Source organism: Porphyromonas pogonae, from assembly GCF_036320655.1.
In the GTDB taxonomy this organism is placed as follows: Bacteria; Bacteroidota; Bacteroidia; order Bacteroidales; family Porphyromonadaceae; genus Porphyromonas; species Porphyromonas pogonae.
On record NZ_CP143258.1, the window covers coordinates 500,877 to 519,720 of the forward strand.

Sequence of the window (18,844 nt, forward strand, 5' to 3'; positions counted from 1 at the left end):
AATCACAAAGATACGTTTTACTTTGAAATAGACTTATCAGAATGATCACGGCATTGAATGCCTTACATCCCAAGCCTCGGAGAAGTACTCCATGGCCAACGTAAAACAGAATGCCCGAAGTATGTGGTACTAAGCATGCAGAAGGCCTCACAATCTATTGAAATTATGATTATCAAATCGGCGGAATTCGTTATCAGCAATACGGATATCAGCAAATGTCCGGAAGGTAACATGCCCGAATATGCATTCATAGGCAGATCTAACGTAGGGAAATCATCGCTTATCAATATGCTTACCAACAAGAAAGGCTTGGCAATGACTTCACAAAAGCCCGGTAAGACACAACTTGTCAATCACTTTATCATCAATGACGCATGGTATCTGGTGGACTTGCCCGGATATGGATTTACCCAGAAGAGCAAAGACAACCGTGAGTATCTGAGTAAGCTGATCAAGAAGTATATCATGCGCCGTGAGCAACTCACGTGCTTGTTTGTGCTGATCGACTGCCGCCATGAGCCACAGAAAATAGACTTGGAGTTTATCCAGTGGTTGGGAGAGACGGGTGTGCCGTTTAGCATCGTGTTTACCAAAGGAGATAAACTGAGCAGAGTGCGTCTGAAGGAGTCGGTGGAGCAGTACAAAACCAAACTCCTCGAGACTTGGGAGGAACTGCCTAAGATATTTGTGACTTCGAGCGAAAAGAAAGAGGGTGGAGAAGAGATACTCGACTATATCGATGATATCAACCAGGGCATATTTCAAAATAAATAAGTATAAATCGTACAAATATTATGACAAATCAAACGATTTTGGTTACCGGCGGCACCGGATACATCGGGTCGCATACCACTGTTGAGCTACAGCAATCGGGCTACAATGTTATCATTATTGACAATCTTTCCAATTCGAGTGCCGATGTAATCAATGGAATAGAAGCCATCACAGGCATACGCCCCAAGTTCTATGAAGGAGACTGCAATGATGAAAAAACGATAGAGCGGATATTTACCGAGAATCCCGGTATAGCGGGCGTAATACATTTTGCCGCAAGTAAAGCTGTGGGTGAGTCAGTGCAAAAGCCTCTTCTCTACTACAAGAATAATATACTCTCACTCATCGTACTGCTCGAAGCAATGCAACGTCATGGTACTCAGGGTATCGTTTTCTCCTCTTCGTGCACCGTGTACGGACAACCCGAAGTGCTGCCTGTAACGGAAGATGCTCCTATACAAGAAGCAATATCGCCTTACGGTAATACCAAGCAGATCAATGAGGAGATCATACGTGACACGATACATGCTGGAGTGAACTTCAAAGCTATCCTACTGCGTTACTTCAATCCTATAGGAGCACATCCCTCAGCCCTTATCGGAGAGTTACCGCTGGGTGTACCTCAAAACTTGATTCCCTATCTCACCCAAACGGCAGCAGGCATACGTGCCGAGCTCAGCGTATTCGGTGATGACTATAACACGCCTGACGGCTCTTGTATACGTGACTACATCAATGTGGTAGACCTTGCCAAAGCGCACGTGATAGCTATACAGCGCATGCTGGACGAAAAGAAGCAGAGTGATGCGCTCGAGGTATTCAATGTGGGTACCGGTAGAGGTGTGAGTGTACTGGAGCTTATCAATACGTTTGAGGAAGTAACCGGAGTAAAAGTCCCGCATAAAATAGTAGCACGCCGTGAGGGTGATATCGAGCAGGTGTGGGCTGACCCTACTAAAGCTAACTCCGTGTTGGGCTGGAAAGCACAGGAAACGCTGGGCGATACGCTCCGTAGTGCATGGAAATGGCAAAAGAAGATATCTCGGATGGATTAGTTTATTATAACCTTATAAGCAATACAAAATTCAAGAATGAAGAAAACAACAATGACAGCACTGGCTACCGGCTTCATTGCAGCTGCATCTCCTGCTTCTGCAAATGCAATGATGCCACAGCAAAACACTCCGGGGCACATGACTCCTGAGATGTTGCTTACAATGGCTCGCGTGGGCGATGCGGCTTTGTCGCCGGACGGAAAGACTCTGGTATACTCCGTGAGCTTTCCCAATATCAAAGAAAACAAGTCTCAGACCGAGCTCTTTACTGTAGGTATGGACGGAAAAAACAGGACACAACTCACCCGTACCAAAACCGGTGAGTACAGCCCTGTGTGGATCGATGGCGGTAAACGTATTGCATACCTCTCTACCGAAGGTGGTAGTATGCAACTCTGGACGATGAATGCTGATGGATCAGATACCAAGAAACTGACGAATATAGAAGGCGGGATTACCGGATTTCTTTTCTCCCCTGATGAGAAGCAGGTACTCTACACCAAAGATATTAAGTCTGTAAAGACAGCTGCCGATATTTATCCAGACTTGCCCCTGGCTACAGGAAGAGTAGTAACTGATCTGATGTACAAGCACTGGGATGAATGGGTAGAGACCATACCGCATCCATTTATAGCTACATTGGGAGATAGCCCCATCACTTCGGGTAAAGACTTGTTGGAGGGAGAGCCGTACGAAGCGCCCATGAAGCCTCACAATGGTATCGGTGATTTCTCATGGAGTCCTGATGGTAAGAGCATAGCTTATGCATGCCGTAAGAAGACGGGTAAAGAGTATGCAGTTTCGACTAATTCCGACATCTATCTATATGATGTTGCCAGTGGTAAGACTCGCAACATAACCGAGGGCATGATGGGATACGATACTGCCCCACAGTTTTCGCCTGACGGTAAAAGCATCGCTTGGCTGAGTATGGAGCGTGACGGCTATGAGTCGGATCTGATCAGACTGTTTGTCCAAGACGTTGCTACGGGCAAGAAGACTTATCTCACTGACGGCTTTGAGTGTAATGTGGACCAAATCCAATGGACTCCCGATAACAAGACGATCTATTTCAAAAGTACCATCAAGGCAGAGACACAGCTTTTCAGCATTGACGTCAAGAGCCGTAAGATACGCCAGATCACCGATGGCCCTCATGACTACACTTGGTTTGAATATCGCAATGGAGTGATGGCGGCGGGACGTCAGTCTATGGCTGTACCCACCGACCTCTATCGGGTGAATCTCAAAGACGGCAATGCCGTGGCGGTAACAGCTGAGAATGATGCTATGCTCAAGAGCATCCCTCCTATCAGTATCGAAAAAAGATGGATCAAGACCTCAAATGGTGAGAATATGCTGGTGTGGGTGGTATTGCCGCCCAACTTCGACAAAACGAAGAAATACCCGGCAGTCCTCTTTTGCCAAGGCGGACCACAGAGTGCCGTGAGCCAATTCTTCTCTTTTCGCTGGAACTTCCGTATCATGGCAGAGCAGGGGTACATCGTTATAGCGCCTAATCGCCATGGCGTGCCTAGCTTTGGTAAGGCGTGGAATGAGCAGATCAGCGGTGATTACGGCGGACAGAATATGCAAGACTACCTCACTGCGGTGGACGAAATAAAGAAAGAGCCTTATGTCGACGGCGAACATATCGGTTGTGTAGGGCCGAGCTATGGAGGATTCTCGACTTACTGGCTTGCCGGTAATCACAAGAAGAGATTCAAAGCCTTTATCGCACATGCCGGCATCTTCAACCTCGAGGCTCAGTACTATGAGACAGAGGAGTTGTGGTTTGCCAATTGGGACTTGGGCGGTGCGCCGTGGGATACTAATAATAAGGTAGCCCAGAAGTCTTTTGCCAACTCGCCTCACAAGTTTATCAACAACTGGGATACTCCTATTTTGGTGATTCACGGCGAACATGACTATCGCATCTTGGCTTCGCAAGGTATGATGGCGTTCAATGCCGCACAGCTCAAAGGCATACCCTCGGAAATGCTCATCTATCCCGACGAAACGCACTGGGTGCTCAAACCTCAGAATGCCGTGCTCTTCCAACGCACATTCTTCGGGTGGCTCGATCGCTGGTTGAAACCTGCAAAATAAGATCTTTCCACAGATAAATTCAAATCAAAGCGTGCGATTTCTCAACTTCTGTTAGAGAGTTGCACGCTTTATCCATAATTGAAGGAAAGTGACGGCAAGGATATAAGATAAATATAGTACGTTCGTCTCTGTGTAGCCTGCCTGCATGTGGCTGTTAGTCTCAGCCTATGGTAATAAAACGCTCTCTATCACGAGATAATAATGCTATATCATCGCACTCTGATAAGCCCGGCAGAGCATGGCTTATCATAAGGGATAAAATGGAGGAATAAATCACATAAGTTTTAAATATTGCGGAGTTTGTGCTAACTTTGTGGTTGCATTCATCATACGCCCTAAACAAAAATAAAGCGAAAAAATGTTTGTGATGAAATGCGGAATTTGAAATTATGATAAATCGAGCACTCATTCGAACCCGCGTATTGCAAGTAGTATACGCACATCACCATAGAGAGAATTCTACTGTGGCTACTGCAGAGCTTGAGCTGAACAACAGCTTCTCTCGCACGTATGATTTATATTTTTATTTACTGAGTTTGATCCCCGCGATTACAGAATTGCATCAGGAATTGCTGGAAGTTCGTAAAAATCGACATCTCGCTACTGCGGAAGATAAAAACCCCAACACACGATTGGTAGATAATCGCTTGTCACGCATGCTTTACGAAAGCGAAGCTTTGGACAACCGTACCCGAGACAAGGGGCTTACGTGGAGAACTGAAGAAACTTTACTGCGTTCTTTGTTGCAAAAAATCATCTCGAGTGAGATATACGAAAGATATCTCAACTCTAAGGATAATTTTCAGAATGATCAACTTTTCTGGGTCGAAGTGTTCAAAAACATCATTGCTACCGATGAAGATCTTGCCGAATATCTTGAAGACAAATCTATTTATTGGGATGATGAACTTACTGCTCTCGAAAAGATCGATTGCGAAGAGCAACCGGATTGGGATGAGATCGATAATGCCGTACAGGACGCTCGAAGAAATAATCGCTACAATGCCGTTACGCTCTCTGACAGCTCTGTAGAGATTGTGAAAGACTTTACGGAAAAGACCTTGCGTCGCATTATTGAGGATGAGCCTGCCGAGGCTCACTTCTTACCGCTTTTCAAAGATCGAGAGGATGAGAATTTTGCCAAGGTACTCTTGCGTCAGACTCTTCTGAAGCATGCCGACCTGAAAATACTCGTAGAGCAGCACCTCAGCAAGAACTGGGATAGCGAGCGTGTGGCAGATATGGACATGATTATTCTGGAGATGGGCATTTCAGAGATGCTTTATATCCCCGAGATACCTACATGGGTCACCATCAACGAGTGTATTGAGCTTGCCAAGATATACTCTACCCCCAAAAGCCATACGTTTGTAAATGGTATTCTTGATGCTGTAGCCCGAGAGCTCAAAGAGAGCGGCAGAATCATCAAGCAATAACAACAACCCGGGGATGTAAAAGGCGGGAGTGAAATATCTTTCTGCTTTAATTTATCTCTTATCTCTCCCGGAGTCTAATTTTATCGAAGCCATGCAGGTTGCTTGCATGGCTTTGCTTTTTCTATTTGATAGCAACAATTGTTTACACCGGCAACACATTCATGGACAAGAATTGATACAGGTTTTTGTAACTCATGCAGGTAATCATTATATTTGTACTGATTATAAACAATGTAATTATTTTTAACACTGATAATCCTATGAACTTTATGCTATTGCAGGCAGCTGCCGCACAACCCAATCCTAATGGCGGATGGTATACAATTTTGATGATCGTAGCCATGTTTGTGATCATGTGGCTGTTTTTTATCCGTCCCCAACAAAAGCGTCAGAAAGAGCTGCAGAAAAAGAGAGAAGCTATGAAGCCGGGTGACCGTGTAGTTACCTCTGGCGGAATCATCGGTGTAATCAAAGATGTAAAAGCCAACGAATTTGTAGTGGAAATAGCCGAAAACGTGAAAGTGCGTGTAGATAAAGGTTCCGTATTCCTTACGGCATCGGAAGCACAAGAGCCGGCCAAATAACAAACAAATTAGCCTATGAAGCTCAACCTCGGTACCAAAAAGACGAGGGCAAACAACGAAAGGTCAAATGCCGAAGATGTCAAGAAACGAAAAAAAGCATCATCGCTATTGACCTTTTTTGTCTTTGTATTGATTTCGTCTATATTCTGGGTATTGCAAAGTCTGCAAGGCGATTACAAGAAAAAGATTGTAATACCTCTGCAATATGACAGCTTACCCGGAAGGCTGGGTATTGAGCTCACACCTCCCGGATATGTGGAGGTACAAGTTATCGACAAGGGGGTAAACCTTGTAGAATACACTTTTAGCCATTTTATACCTATACAGCTCAGAGTAATCAAGGAAGCCGACGGATTATCTCTAGGCATTACACGCAAAGATTTGCTCAACGAAGTGACTAAGAAGCTAGATCCTTCCGCTCGTATTATCTCACTCTCTCCTTCAGATGTAAATATTCCTATTTTTACCAGAAGAAAAAAGAAGGTACCCGTAAAAGTAGGATATATACCTCCTGCTTCCCAAGGTTATATCATATCCAATACCGGTATTACCCCTGATAGTCTTGTGATATACGGTAGCCAAAATACCTTGAGCAAAATAGATGCCGTGTACACTGATAGTATCAAGGGCAAAAGCTTGAGTTCTGCCCTTTACAAAACAATCGGAGTGAACTCTCCTGTACCCGGGGTAGTATTCGAGCGTCAGTCTGTGCAGCTCAAAGTCAATGTGGAAGAACTTACCCAAGCTAGTTTCGAGCTCCCGTTATTAGTCCTCGACCTCCCCTCGGGCAAAGTATTACGCCCATTGCCCGGTCGTATTAATCTCCTGGTCACCGTACCACTGTCTCGCTACAATGATCTTAACTCTGAGGACTTCACTGTAGGCGTCAGATACCCCAATATCGACAGTGTAGGCGTGGATGCATCTTTGCCGGTAGAGATTATCCAAAAGCCTAAATGGGTTACACATATCAATTTGCAACCGGAAAGGGTGCAATACGTAGTCGAAAACAGATAATCACCCTTACACCACCACATGATTACGATAGGTATTACAGGAGGCATCGGTAGCGGTAAGTCTGTTGTGAGCAATGTGCTCGAGATTATGGGCGTGCCGGTATACGACTGTGATTCCAAAGCCAAGGTGCTGTACGATACGGATCCTGTCTTGAAAGATGAGATGATCTCTCATTTTGGTCACCGGTTGTATCACACACCCGATGGCAAAATCAATAAGACGCTACTGGCCGGTATAGTCTTTACCGATCAGGCTGCTCTCTCTCGGGTAAACGAGTTGGTGCATCCGGCAGTAGACCGTGATTTCCTTTTATGGAGAGACCTCCTGGACAATCAAGGATATAAGCTCTGTGGCATTGAGAGTGCCATATTGTTTCAAACCAATATCCCCCGATTTACAGACTGTGTCATAGCCGTCACCGCTCCTGATGAAATAAGAGTGAGGCGAGCCATGTCTCGTGACGGCTCTTCGCGGGAAGAAGTGCAGCGTCGCATAGCCAAGCAGATGTCGCAAGACGATATTATTGCACGTTCGGATTATAGGGTCGTCAATGATGGCGATACCTTTGTCGTACCTCAGCTATACGATATCATCAAACGTTTACGTTAAAAAATAAGTATCTTTGCAAGAACTAAGTTTTCATATAATATGTTGAAAAAAATACTCTCTATCTCCGGCAAACCCGGTTTGTTCAAACTCGTTTCACAAGGTAGAAACAGTGTTATAGTAGAATCAATGGTCAATGCTCGTCGTATGCCCGTACATGCATCGGATCGTATTGTATCATTGGCCGATATCTCTATCTATACCCAGGAGGAAGACATGCCTTTGGGTGATGTAATGCAAAAGCTTCATGAGCATCAGCAGGGCAAGCCCGTCGATGTGGCAACTCTCAAAGACAATGAAGCGCTCCGTGCATTCTTCGGAGAAGTTATCCCTTCGTTCGATCGTGACCGTGTATATCCCAGCGATATCAAAAAGCTTTTCTCATGGTACAACCTGCTTCTCGAAAACGGGTTTGATTCTTTTGCCACAGTAGCAGAAGAAGATAAAGCTGATGAAGGCGAAACAGAAACAGCCGAATAAATACTTATATTATAATAACCACTCATAATATCTAAATGCTATGTACCAAGGAATGAAAAAATACCTTGCCGGTGAACTTCAATCAATTGAAGAGGCAGGGCTGTACAAGAAAGAACGCATCATTATCACTCCACAGAAGGCCGACATCAAAGTTAATGAAGGCAAGCAGGTGGTAAACTTTTGCGCCAATAACTATTTAGGTCTGTCAGATAATCCGCGACTTATCAAGGCCGCAAAAGAGGCTATGGATACTCACGGTTTTGGGATGAGTTCTGTTCGTTTCATCTGCGGTACCCAAGATATCCACAAAGAACTCGAGAAGGCTATTGCCGATTATTTCAAAACAGACGATGCTATACTTTATGCGGCTTGTTTTGATGCCAATGGTGGTCTTTTTGAGCCTCTCTTCGGCGAGGAAGATGCTATCATCAGCGATGCGCTCAATCATGCCTCTATCATTGACGGTGTGAGACTTTGCAAAGCTAAGCGTTATAGATACAAAAATGCAGACATGCAAGACCTCGAGCGAGTATTGCAGGAAGCGCAAGGCGATAGATTCCGCATTATCGCTACCGACGGTGTGTTCTCTATGGATGGCAATGTGGCTCCAATGGATAAAATATGCGAACTGGCAGAGAAGTACGATGCTATGGTTATGGTGGACGAGTGCCACTCTGCAGGCGTGGTAGGCCCTACCGGTCATGGCGTGGCAGAGCAGTTCGACTGCTACGGTCGCATCGATATCCACACCGGTACGCTGGGCAAGGCTTTTGGTGGTGCTGTAGGTGGCTTTACCGCCGGCCCTCAGGAGGTCATAGACATGCTCCGTCAGCGCTCACGTCCTTACCTCTTCAGTAACTCCATCCCACCCGCAGTAGTAGGTGCCGGATTGGAAGTATTCAAGATGTTCAAGGAAAGTAACGAGCTTCACACGAAGTTGATGGAAAACGTTACTTATTTCCATGACAAGATGGTTGCTGCCGGTTTTGATATCAAGCCCACACAGTCTGCTATCTGTGCTGTGATGCTCTATGATGCCAAGCTCTCTCAGGAGTATGCTGCTCGTTTGCTTGAAGAGGGCATCTATGTAACCGGATTCTACTATCCCGTAGTACCCAAGGATCAAGCTCGTATCCGTGTGCAGCTTTCTGCCGGTCACGAACGCCGCCATCTCGATCATGCTATCAACTCCTTCATCAAGGTAGGTAAGGAGTTGGGCGTTATCAAATAATCAACGCGATTATACTCTCCCCACTCATTGACAGGGGTGTATCCATAAGCTTTACGGCCGGGATACACCCTTTGATTTTGATATGCTATAGTTTATATACGCAATACATGTTTTTCAGGATATTTCAAGTGCATCACCTCTTCAAGGCGTTGTAATTTCATCAAAAATGACGAACTTCGGGGAAATTACTACGCTTTAAAGGAGACCCTCTTATGAATAATAAATACACAAAGCACGCCTTCGCCCTATGCCTGATTTCTGTTTTCATAGCTTTTTTCAGCTCGTGCAACACAGACGATGGTCCTATCAATAATAAGATCCCGGAGTATAAGCAGATTGTAAACAAAGGCTTTGTACATACCATGAGGCTTACCCGTATCAGCTTCAATACGAATAATATCAATAAGCCGCTTGAGTTTTACTTTTATTACAATCAAGATAGTAAGCTCGACTCTATCAAGCGTCTTATTGATAAGGACTCTGTGATCATGCTCAATAAGATTACAGACAAAACAGCCGTGCTCACCAATCCACTCAAAGGATTTGAATCCTCATACACCTCAACTTTGGGTGAAAACGCACTCCTCTCCAAAGCTCATGTGAAAACATCTTTTACGGATAATGATGTCAAGGGTGAGATTGTCACAGATGCTTCTGCTACATTCAAAGACAACTTTCTGTCACGCTATATTATCAATAGCACTGCTGTATTTACAAATGCGGGAGGTAAAAAAGTAGAGAATAAATCTTCTTCCAATATCCACATGGTGTGGCACAATGACCTCATTGTCTATGCCGATCAGGAGTGTACCGGAGATAGTGCCGTTATCAAGAGTAATTACAATGGCAAAGTACACTATGAGTTTAGTTATCCCGGTACATTTCGCAATCCCGGTATCTTCTGGGTTTTATGCTCATTCTTCAATTATATGGTAGAGCCCACGGTCTTTGGTATGCCCACTGATATGTGCGGAGCCATGGGGGTAGAGCCTCGATATTTGCCCGAAAGGGTTATTATTTACAAGGACAATGGCGAGCGACTCGAGCATAAATTTACTTATCGCTTCATGAATGATGAAGAAAATGTCATAGAGGTTAGTGATATCAGTGCTTTCCCCGTGCGTACAGCCACAGTGATTATAAGTAAATAAAGATTTTTTGATTTCTCAGCAGGAAAATCATTGTTTTAGTTTATAGATGCACAACAAAAGGACTGTTGGCAAGGTTTTGTTTAAGAATCGAAACTTTTATACGTATATGAACCGAAATTTGAAATTATTCTTTGCAGCTATATTGCTGCTTGTTCCCTCAGTTGTTTTTGCTCAGCAAACAAAAGGTGAGGTAGTGACCATGGGTGGGATGCCCATACATACCGTGGGCATGATGCCCAAAGTGGGCGATACCGCCCCTGAAGCCACTCTTTGTGATACGGAGTTGAAGGATGTTACTGCTGCTGACTTCAAAGGCAAGAAGATAATCCTCAATGTGTTTCCCAGTGTGGATACACGTACATGTTCTGCTTCTGTAAGGGCTTTCAACCAGAAAGCAGCGGATATCAAAGATGCTGTAGTCTTGTGTGTATCCAAAGATTTGCCTTTTGCCATGAAGCGCTTTTGCGGAGCTGAAGGTATCAAAAATGTACATACGCTCTCGGATTTCCGTTCTGATTTCGGCACACGTTACGGTCTGCTTATTGCCGATGGTCCTCTCAAAGGCTTGTTGGCTCGTGCAGTCATTGTCATTGATACCGACGGTAAAGTGCTCTACACAGAACTTGTGAAAGAGATTTCCAAAGAACCCAACTACGATGCAGCACTCAAAGTGTTGAAGTAAAATCATCACGTTTATAGGACTCTGCTCCTATTTATGCTCATCAGGATGTGCCCTATGTGGCACATCTTTTTTATTTTTGTAGAATGTGGAACGAAGGTATGATATGCTGTAAAAGTGTCAATACATTCACAACCTCATTACACTCATTCAGCATGATGCTCTCTGATGCTTCGCCAAGATCAAGCGTTTGGGATATAAAACGCCGGCGTAGTATGCCATTACCGCTTACCTCTCTCAAGCACATGATATTAACACCCTATAAAAAAGAAAACTATGAGACTCCTTTTGATCAGTAACTCTGCCAAGCCGGGGCAACCTTACCTGGGCTATGCCACACCTTTTATCCATGATTTCTTGGGTAATACCCCTAAAAAAATACTTTTTATACCCTTTGCCGCTGTAACATATGGCTTTGATGAGTATGTAACCAAGGTCAATAATGCCCTCAAAGATACGGGACATGTTGCTTATGGGATACATCATGAAGCCCAACCCCTCAAGGCTGTCATGGAAGCTGAGGCTATCATGGTGGGCGGTGGCAATACCTTCCGCTTACTATCGATGATGCAGGAGTTGGGTATCATACCTGCTGTGCGTGAGCGAGTATTGTCTGCCGGCGTACCTTACCTCGGATGGAGTGCAGGAGCCAATGTTGCTTGTCCTACCATCTGTACTACCAATGATATGCCCATTGTACAGCCATTGGATTTTGGGGCATTCAACCTCATTGATTTCCAAATCAATCCTCACTATCTCGATGCTCATCCTACCAATCATGGAGGAGAGACGCGTGAGCAGAGGATCAATGAATATCTGGTTGCCAATCCTGACAAATACGTGATTGGCCTGCGTGAGAATACTATGCTACGTGTCGAGGGTAACGAATATGAACTCAAAGGAGAGCTCGATGCGCGCGTATTTCATTACGGAGATGAACCGGTGGAGGTCGCGCCGTCCGTATTGCCGCATACCCTGCTGGGTATCCGTCTAAGGTGATAAAGTCAGGGGCGATAGCACAGATCTTACGACTGGGAGTAGAGAGCTGGGGATACATTAGTATGCCCTCTCTACTTCTTTTGTTTTGTGCATTGTACTCAGCATCGTTTTCCCGTTGGGGTATGAGGTGATAGCTTACATTTTGTCAGTTTTTTGCTGGGGGTTGGAGTTTTATGTTTACACTCCTTTCTCCTCTCTCTTGGGGGCTTGACAAAGGGGGCATGATGTTGTATCTTTGGGCATGCATACATCATGGCTATACACATCACGCAAAGGCTACAAACTACACATAAATAATCAATTTATACAGGGGGCACATATGGGCAATATGACTGATGATATTTCCAGCATGAGTAGGGCTTTCGCTGGGCTTAAGGAGGAGTGTGAATACATCCTTTTGGTCTCATTGCGACTATGATATATTGTCCCTCACACACCATATTAACCTCCTGAAGTAACAAACCTATAGGACAATCCTGTCTTTACTTCGCAACCAAGTCACTTTTGCTGCATTGCTTCTTGGCGTGACTTTACATCTGCATCTTCTTTTCCTAACCTGATATAATATGTCGCCGAATCTGCTATATACGGATGGCTGACTTATCCTAATAGGTCGGCTGACTTATCGTATACGGACCATTGCTTTATGTATACAGATCATCGACCTATTATGATAAGTCAAGAGACTTATCATAATAGAATTCACTCCCTGTGGATAACTTTTGCTAACTAAGCCATCAAAACAAATATTCGAATAATATAGGGTATACATCTTGCAGATATTCTATATCGGCGAGAAACAGAGCTTGCCTCTTTATTTAGCCTCTAAAATCCCTGAAATCTTCTATTAAAAAAGTAATTTCTTATTTAGACTTTGTACAAATAAGCCTGAAATTGTAACTAAGAAGTGAAGTTTTCGAGGCTTCTTCTGCTGTTTCTATATTTATTTAGTTGTGAGATTTATAGAGTGTTAAGAACATCACTGTTTTGTCTCTAAAATCCATCCTTTTTGACATTTTGTCAAAATTATAGCCTAAAATAGATTGTGGGCATTGTGTGATGCTTGATGTTGTATTATGCTATTCGTTGGGGAGATTACAGAGTGTTCTATAAGTAATCATCATTTCGGCATAACTTCCACTGATATAGCATAGATAGCCGGCTCAGAAAAGTTATCAACAATATGTTTACAACTGTCTATAATTACTACCTCGGATATTGAAAATCCGTGGATAAATTGTGAATAAGTATTCAATAACTATTCAATAACGTGTGTACAGGCTGTGTATTGCTTCGTAAACTCACTGATTATAATCCCGTTTGCTTTTCGTAAATTCGCAATAGTATTATCACATCTGCAAAGCAATATGGATTACAAAAGGATTGAACAATATATACTTACACATACTGATGATGAAGGAGATGTACTACGTGCCTTGGATAGAGACGCGCATGTAAGACTTATGCGTCCCCGAATGATATCGGGACATCTTCAGGGCCGACTGTTGAAAATGATTGTGCGCATGCTGAAGCCCCATCATATCATGGAGATAGGTACTTATACGGGATATGCAGCCCTGTGTATGGCAGAGGGTATGGAGACTCCTGACGGATCTATACATACCATAGAGGTGGATGATGAGATGGAGGATTTTATCCGAAAGTATCTGCAGCTTTCGCCATGGGGCAACAAGGTAACGCTACACCTCGGAGATGCCATGGAGATCATACCGCAAGTAATGAGGCAATACAAGATAGACCTCGTTTATATGGATGCCAACAAGCGGGAGTATATCGATTACTACCACTTGGTGATGCAGTATCTGCCCGTAGGAGGGGTGATACTCGCTGATAATACCCTGTGGGATGGAAAAGTGGTGGAAGATCCCTTACCCACTGACACACAAACGTGTTCCATACTCGCTTTCAACGACCTTGTGCAGGCCGACAAGCGGGTGGAAAACCTGATACTACCTTTGCGCGACGGACTATCGCTCATCTACAAAGTATCAGAGTAAGGAGAGGGGGAGCTTGCATACTCTAGCGTTTGTCGTTTCGGCGCTGTCGTATGCTCTTGACAATGGGGTAAAATACAATGAATGTAGCCATAGCCAAGGTGATGATGGTGATGCCGTTGAGTATAGCTCGGCTCAGGATATAGACGGTGATCACAAGCCATAACAGGATGATGCAAGCTATCTGTGAGTTGGTGAGGGGTCTTTTGTAAGCCATTGTCCGATCTTATTTCGAGGTGAGTCCTGTAAAATAGGCTATAGCGGCCAAAATACCCAGCAGTATTACCATCATAGCTATAATAAACCATAACTTACGCTCCAGTGGTTGCCCTTTCATCAGAGGGAGTTTGTCGGCAAAGTTGGCGATTTTGCCTATTTCCGAGTCTGTTTCGTCTGGGAGTACGATGCCTTCATCGTGCAGTACCTTGAGAGCTTCATTTACATTGCTTTCTGCAATTTCTATCCTGACACCGCCTACGTCTACCAGCCCTCCCATCAACTGATTCGTATTTACATTGGCTAAGAAGGTCTCTATACCTGCTCTTTCCAGAATGCGCTGTATATCTTGCGCCTCTTCTATACTTTGATAGCTTGCCAGCAGTACTATCTGTTCTTCTTGATTATTTTTCATTGTGAAAGTTCTTTGATTGTTAAAAATTGAATGTGAGTTGAAGGCCCCACGTGATGCATTACTTCTTCTCAGGGGGAGTAATAGCTTTGAGCTGCTGTACCAACCAGCGTAGCGCATCACTACTGATGGTGATGGGGATAGAGACATATTCCTGCGGTAATCCCTTGTCGGCCGGTTGCAGCAAGTGATTGAGGCCGTCGAAAACCCTCACTCGGGCGTGAGGACACACCTCTTGCAGCTTTTGGGCATTGCCGGGTAATACCTGCGCATCTTTGGAGCCGTAAAGACCTATGACGGGGCAACGGAGCTGTGTGAAATAAGTGGCCGGATCCAGATCTATAATGCTCCTAATCCATGGGGAGTTTACCTCGGCTTCTATCTTTCTGTAAAGTTCTTTTTGCCGGTCATCAGGCAAAAACTTGAGCTCGTCACCCAAATAGGTTGAGGATATCCTGACTATCTTGGGGTATAGGCTGTCGCTGGGCAATGTCTTGTCCGAAATCAGATCATACAATGCCATGTTTAGCTTAGAGGTGTGTGCTATTTTATCTTCGGAAACACCCATAAGCGATGATATTTTAGATGTCTGTTCCAGTAGCAGTTTCTTGATGCTCACTACCGGCCCACTCATAGATATTACTCCTGCAATGTCCTTGTTCTTGGCTGCAACCATGGCTGCAATGAGTGCACCTTCACTGTGTCCCATGAGAAAGACCTCCTTGTTGTCAACTTCCGGGAGTGTCTTAATATAGTCGAAGACAGCCTCGGCATCTGTCGCAAAATCCTCGATAGTAGCACTTGCATATTTACCCGAACTTTGTCCCGTGCCTCTATCATCGTAGCGGTATACTGCATAGCCGGCTCGCGTGAGGGAATCAGCAATAACCAGAAAAGGTTTATGCCCGAAGATCTCTTCGTTCCTATCTTGAGGGCCGCTACCTGTTATAAGTATGACGGTGGGATAGTGCTTGGCTTTATCTCCGGAGGGGAATGTAAGAGTGCCTGCCAAGGAAACTATTTCATCTTTCCCTTTTACTCTGATTTCTCGTTCTTGGTAAGGATACGGCTTAGCGGGAGTCTGCGGTCTGTCATAGGCGCTACCTCCGTTTCGTGATAGTTCCAGAGGGAAAGCAGCTCCGTTTTGATAAAACTTGCCGCTGATCTTATCTTTGCCCGAAAGCACTCCTTTGAATTCCATCCCGATCTCTTTCATGTCAAATGTGATGGAATCGGCTTTTGCATATACCCTCCTTACCGGTAATCCCATTACCATCTGATCCGGACTGTCCATGGTGGCTTTGTACCTGTCGCCATCTTCCGCCACATGGTACACGATCTTGAGAGATCCGCCGGGGAAAGAAAGTGTTCCTTTCCAACTGCCTGCGTAATTTTGTGCATGACAGAGCATATGACCGGTGAAAATAAGAAAAAGAGCAAAGGTTATTTTCTTCATAGCAGGATATGTAATTTAAACAACTATAGATACAAATATAATGAAAAGAGTAGTCCGTGTTCTTGTAATGTCAATTCTTTTATCCGTGACTCACCATGATAGCCCGTTTGGCAATAAGAAGGCTGTTGATTCATTTTAAATGATAAAACAAGATATAATCGATGGAATTATTTATATTTGTGTAAGTTGAGAACATAATTAATCTTGCAAAAATCATTCATTCTATGAAGCATACCTTCCCAATCATCATATTACTGCTGAGTGTGATAACCATACTGCCCGGATGTAAGAAGAAAAATAGTACAACATCGGATGATATGCCTAAGTTTACTTTTACTGTGCAGGGACAGCCCGCCAGAGACTCCACCGTGTGGCTACTGCTGTATGGAGAGAAGGCGCAGACGTTTAATAAATTTATATCTCATTCGGCTAGTGATAAATTTGAAATAAACCCTGATACCACGCTATACAATCGTGCTATTGTATATATAGATGGCGGTGTGAGGTTGCAGTCGTACTACTTACGTAATGCACAGTGGGGGGCTGCCCCGATAGACTCTCTGAAATATAAGGTGAATCAGATCAACCTGGATGCAGGATATGAACAGAGGCTTGCTACCATATCGGGACCCGATGTGTACGGTAAGTTTTTCTCTCTGCCTTCTATTTATAAAGAGAAGACTACAGCTTTGCTCTTTATTACCCCTCAAGCTTCGGATAGCTCGGCGATGGCTAAACTGATCGATAAGGTACCCACTCAGCCCGATACTATAAACAGAGTGTACCTGATCCTGACCCCTACGGATGCCGAGGCCAAAAACATAGCCAAGAGCAATAAGCTCAAAGGTACGGTGATCTCGGATAGCCTGGGGATTGTGAGCCGAGCCAGAGATGCTTACGGGGTATACAAAGAAACTCAAGTGATCATGATAGACAGCCTGGGGAAAGTGAAAAGATAAAGGCTCTGCTAATTACTCTTAATTAATCTTGTTAACCTCAATAATAAATAAATCTGTACCGTATAATTTATGTTGGTAAAAACTTATGCTGCTGCTTTGCAAAGCATATATGCAACCACTGTAACCATAGAAGTGCATAGCACGCCCGGTGTATACTTCCAGCTGGTGGGACTACCGGATGCGGCTGTAAAAGAGAGTCATGATCGTATAGTGTCGGCTATAGAATCGAGCGGATTTCGTTTTCCCGGCACACACATTGTCATCAATATGAGCCCTGCACATATCAAGAAGGAGGGCACGGCCTACGACTTGCCTCTTGCTATAGGAATTTTGGCCTCGAACGAGATAATCCCGGATGATAATCTCGGTAAGTATATGATCATGGGAGAGCTTTCGCTAGACGGCTCTCTCAAACCGGTCAAAGGAGCACTGCCTATAGCCATACAGGCGAGGGTGGAGGGTTTCGAAGGGCTGATATTGCCGAAGCAGAATGCAGGCGAAGCTGCTGTGGTGAATAACCTCAAAGTATACGGAGCTGAATCACTGGCGCAGGTCATAGAGTTTCTCTGTGGCAAAAAGGAGATAGAGCAGGTAATAATAGATACCAGAAAAGAGTTTTATAAGCAACAAGATATCTTTGACTATGACTTCTCGGAGGTGAAGGGACAAGATAATGTGAAAAGAGCTATCGAAGTGGCTGCCGCCGGCGGACACAATATTATATTGATAGGTGCGCCGGGGAGTGGTAAGAGTATGATGGCAAAACGTATGCCGGGCATATTACCCCCTTTTACTCTGAGCGAATCTTTGGAGACGACTAAGATATACTCTGTAGCGGGCAAGATGGGAAGCCGATCCACACTACTTACCTCAAGGCCTTTTAGAGCACCGCATCACTCCATATCACCGGCTGCTCTGGTAGGTGGAGGCTCATTCCCGCAGCCGGGCGAGATCAGCTTGGCACATAACGGGGTGCTGTTCCTTGACGAGCTTGCCGAGTTTAACAGAAACGTGCTGGAAGTGATGAGGCAACCGCTGGAAGAGCGCAAAGTAACTGTGGCAAGAGCCAAATTTACCGTGGATTATCCCGCAGGTTTTATGCTGGTGGCTGCCATGAACCCTTGTCCATGCGGGTATTACAATCATCCGTCACGCCCTTGCCAATGCTCACCTCAACAAGTACAGAAATATCTGGGTAAGATATCGGGTCCGCTTTTGGACAGAATAGATATACAGGTAGAGATTGTGCCGGTGCCTTTTGACAAGCTGTCTGATCCCGTCGAAGCCGAAAGCAGCACGGAGATACGTGCTCGTGTGATGAAGGCCAGGGAGATACAGAATAAAAGATTTGAAAATTACCCGGAAATTCATTCTAATGCGCAAATGACACCGAAGATGATGCAAGAATTTGCAAGGCCGGATGCCAATGGTTTACACCGCCTTAAGTTGGCCATGGAACGATTTGATTTGTCTGCAAGGGCTTATGACAGAATACTTAAGGTGTCTCGCACAATAGCTGATCTCGAAGGCTCGAAGGAGATCAGAGCCGAACATATCGGCGAAGCTATTAATTATAGAAGTCTCGACCGTGAGAGTTGGGGCACTCAATCTATCAATAAATCAATTAGGATTGATTAACTTTGCAGAAATTGTAATGTTCACTTA

The 18,844-nt window shown here is 44.5% G+C and carries 18 protein-coding genes; 15 read left to right on the forward strand and 3 right to left on the reverse strand.

Features of this window, described 5'->3' with window-relative positions; translation table 11 throughout:
* Positions 1 to 165 precede the first annotated feature (165 nt).
* The 13 genes from yihA to VYJ22_RS02065 all read left to right on the forward strand — a co-directional run bounded on the left by yihA (position 166) and on the right by VYJ22_RS02065 (position 14,139).
* A complete protein-coding gene (gene yihA / locus VYJ22_RS02005; RefSeq protein WP_329905547.1) occupies positions 166 to 774 on the forward strand; it encodes a ribosome biogenesis GTP-binding protein YihA/YsxC in 609 nt (202 codons plus the stop codon).
* Positions 775 to 794: 20 nt separating this feature from the next.
* Positions 795 to 1,829, forward strand: coding sequence for a UDP-glucose 4-epimerase GalE (gene galE, locus VYJ22_RS02010; protein ID WP_329904737.1), 1,035 nt, complete (start codon positions 795 to 797; stop codon positions 1,827 to 1,829).
* A gap of 36 nt (positions 1,830 to 1,865) precedes the next feature.
* The gene (locus tag VYJ22_RS02015) at positions 1,866 to 3,938 is read left to right on the forward strand and encodes a S9 family peptidase (protein ID WP_407989185.1); all 2,073 of its coding nucleotides are present in this window, start codon (positions 1,866 to 1,868) and stop codon (positions 3,936 to 3,938) included.
* Between the two features lie 389 nt (positions 3,939 to 4,327).
* Positions 4,328 to 5,374, forward strand: coding sequence for a transcription antitermination factor NusB (nusB, locus tag VYJ22_RS02020; protein WP_329904738.1), 1,047 nt, complete (start codon positions 4,328 to 4,330; stop codon positions 5,372 to 5,374).
* Positions 5,375 to 5,634: 260 nt separating this feature from the next.
* Positions 5,635 to 5,958 carry a preprotein translocase subunit YajC gene (yajC, locus tag VYJ22_RS02025; RefSeq protein WP_329904739.1) on the forward strand — a complete coding sequence of 108 codons (324 nt, stop codon included), beginning with the start codon at positions 5,635 to 5,637 and terminating at the stop codon, positions 5,956 to 5,958.
* Positions 5,959 to 5,973: 15 nt separating this feature from the next.
* On the forward strand, positions 5,974 to 6,975 hold the full coding sequence (locus VYJ22_RS02030) for a YbbR-like domain-containing protein (RefSeq protein WP_329904740.1): 1,002 nt from the start codon (positions 5,974 to 5,976) through the stop codon (positions 6,973 to 6,975).
* An 18-nt stretch (positions 6,976 to 6,993) separates the two neighbouring features.
* Positions 6,994 to 7,584: a dephospho-CoA kinase gene (coaE, locus tag VYJ22_RS02035; protein WP_329904742.1), complete on the forward strand. Its 591-nt coding sequence runs from the start codon at positions 6,994 to 6,996 to the stop codon at positions 7,582 to 7,584.
* Between the two features lie 39 nt (positions 7,585 to 7,623).
* On the forward strand, positions 7,624 to 8,061 hold the full coding sequence (locus VYJ22_RS02040; protein WP_329904743.1) for a DUF5606 family protein: 438 nt from the start codon (positions 7,624 to 7,626) through the stop codon (positions 8,059 to 8,061).
* Between the two features lie 40 nt (positions 8,062 to 8,101).
* Positions 8,102 to 9,292: a glycine C-acetyltransferase gene (kbl, locus tag VYJ22_RS02045; RefSeq protein ID WP_329904745.1), complete on the forward strand. Its 1,191-nt coding sequence runs from the start codon at positions 8,102 to 8,104 to the stop codon at positions 9,290 to 9,292.
* Positions 9,293 to 9,504: 212 nt separating this feature from the next.
* Positions 9,505 to 10,443 carry a hypothetical protein gene (locus VYJ22_RS02050; RefSeq protein ID WP_329904747.1) on the forward strand — a complete coding sequence of 313 codons (939 nt, stop codon included), beginning with the start codon at positions 9,505 to 9,507 and terminating at the stop codon, positions 10,441 to 10,443.
* A 106-nt stretch (positions 10,444 to 10,549) separates the two neighbouring features.
* Positions 10,550 to 11,125 carry a thiol peroxidase gene (tpx, locus tag VYJ22_RS02055; RefSeq protein ID WP_407989189.1) on the forward strand — a complete coding sequence of 192 codons (576 nt, stop codon included), beginning with the start codon at positions 10,550 to 10,552 and terminating at the stop codon, positions 11,123 to 11,125.
* Between the two features lie 273 nt (positions 11,126 to 11,398).
* Positions 11,399 to 12,121 (forward strand): dipeptidase PepE, encoded by a 723-nt coding sequence (pepE, locus tag VYJ22_RS02060; RefSeq protein ID WP_329904748.1) that lies wholly within the window; start codon positions 11,399 to 11,401, stop codon positions 12,119 to 12,121.
* Between the two features lie 1,367 nt (positions 12,122 to 13,488).
* Complete coding sequence (locus VYJ22_RS02065) at positions 13,489 to 14,139, forward strand: O-methyltransferase (RefSeq protein ID WP_329904749.1); 651 nt, start codon at positions 13,489 to 13,491, stop codon at positions 14,137 to 14,139.
* Positions 14,140 to 14,161: 22 nt separating this feature from the next.
* Here the strand turns inward: VYJ22_RS02065 and VYJ22_RS02070 are convergent, their stop codons facing one another.
* Genes VYJ22_RS02070 through VYJ22_RS02080 form a run of 3 tightly spaced genes read right to left on the reverse strand, consistent with a single transcriptional unit; the run spans position 14,162 to position 16,220 of the window.
* Positions 14,162 to 14,353, reverse strand: a complete 192-nt coding sequence (locus VYJ22_RS02070) for a hypothetical protein (RefSeq protein WP_329904750.1) — start codon at positions 14,351 to 14,353, stop codon at positions 14,162 to 14,164.
* 9 nt (positions 14,354 to 14,362) lie between these two features.
* Entirely contained in the window at positions 14,363 to 14,767 is a 405-nt protein-coding gene (locus VYJ22_RS02075) for a putative signal transducing protein (protein WP_329904751.1), read from the reverse strand.
* A 58-nt stretch (positions 14,768 to 14,825) separates the two neighbouring features.
* A complete protein-coding gene (locus tag VYJ22_RS02080) occupies positions 14,826 to 16,220 on the reverse strand; it encodes an alpha/beta hydrolase family protein (protein ID WP_329904752.1) in 1,395 nt (464 codons plus the stop codon).
* Between the two features lie 224 nt (positions 16,221 to 16,444).
* On the opposite strand from VYJ22_RS02080, the gene VYJ22_RS02085 reads away from it, so the two are divergent.
* Together VYJ22_RS02085 and VYJ22_RS02090 are read left to right on the forward strand one after the other, a co-directional pair.
* A complete protein-coding gene (locus VYJ22_RS02085; RefSeq protein ID WP_329904754.1) occupies positions 16,445 to 17,179 on the forward strand; it encodes a hypothetical protein in 735 nt (244 codons plus the stop codon).
* A gap of 69 nt (positions 17,180 to 17,248) precedes the next feature.
* Entirely contained in the window at positions 17,249 to 18,817 is a 1,569-nt protein-coding gene (locus VYJ22_RS02090; RefSeq protein WP_329904755.1) for a YifB family Mg chelatase-like AAA ATPase, read from the forward strand.
* Positions 18,818 to 18,844: the final 27 nt, after the last annotated feature.

Coding starts and splice junctions, on each gene's coding strand:
- VYJ22_RS02040 (WP_329904743.1), top strand. CDS start 7,624: ATGTTGAAAAAAATACTCTCTATCTCCGGCAAACCCGGTTTGTTCAAA.
- tpx (WP_407989189.1), top strand. CDS start 10,550: ATGAACCGAAATTTGAAATTATTCTTTGCAGCTATATTGCTGCTTGTT.
- VYJ22_RS02075 (WP_329904751.1), bottom strand. CDS start 14,767: ATGAAAAATAATCAAGAAGAACAGATAGTACTGCTGGCAAGCTATCAA.
- VYJ22_RS02070 (WP_329904750.1), bottom strand. CDS start 14,353: ATGGCTTACAAAAGACCCCTCACCAACTCACAGATAGCTTGCATCATC.
- coaE (WP_329904742.1), top strand. CDS start 6,994: ATGATTACGATAGGTATTACAGGAGGCATCGGTAGCGGTAAGTCTGTT.
- VYJ22_RS02065 (WP_329904749.1), top strand. CDS start 13,489: ATGGATTACAAAAGGATTGAACAATATATACTTACACATACTGATGAT.
- VYJ22_RS02090 (WP_329904755.1), top strand. CDS start 17,249: ATGTTGGTAAAAACTTATGCTGCTGCTTTGCAAAGCATATATGCAACC.
- VYJ22_RS02085 (WP_329904754.1), top strand. CDS start 16,445: ATGAAGCATACCTTCCCAATCATCATATTACTGCTGAGTGTGATAACC.
- VYJ22_RS02050 (WP_329904747.1), top strand. CDS start 9,505: ATGAATAATAAATACACAAAGCACGCCTTCGCCCTATGCCTGATTTCT.
- VYJ22_RS02030 (WP_329904740.1), top strand. CDS start 5,974: ATGAAGCTCAACCTCGGTACCAAAAAGACGAGGGCAAACAACGAAAGG.
- VYJ22_RS02080 (WP_329904752.1), bottom strand. CDS start 16,220: ATGAAGAAAATAACCTTTGCTCTTTTTCTTATTTTCACCGGTCATATG.
- kbl (WP_329904745.1), top strand. CDS start 8,102: ATGTACCAAGGAATGAAAAAATACCTTGCCGGTGAACTTCAATCAATT.
- yajC (WP_329904739.1), top strand. CDS start 5,635: ATGAACTTTATGCTATTGCAGGCAGCTGCCGCACAACCCAATCCTAAT.
- nusB (WP_329904738.1), top strand. CDS start 4,328: ATGATAAATCGAGCACTCATTCGAACCCGCGTATTGCAAGTAGTATAC.
- VYJ22_RS02015 (WP_407989185.1), top strand. CDS start 1,866: ATGAAGAAAACAACAATGACAGCACTGGCTACCGGCTTCATTGCAGCT.
- pepE (WP_329904748.1), top strand. CDS start 11,399: ATGAGACTCCTTTTGATCAGTAACTCTGCCAAGCCGGGGCAACCTTAC.
- galE (WP_329904737.1), top strand. CDS start 795: ATGACAAATCAAACGATTTTGGTTACCGGCGGCACCGGATACATCGGG.
- yihA (WP_329905547.1), top strand. CDS start 166: ATGATTATCAAATCGGCGGAATTCGTTATCAGCAATACGGATATCAGC.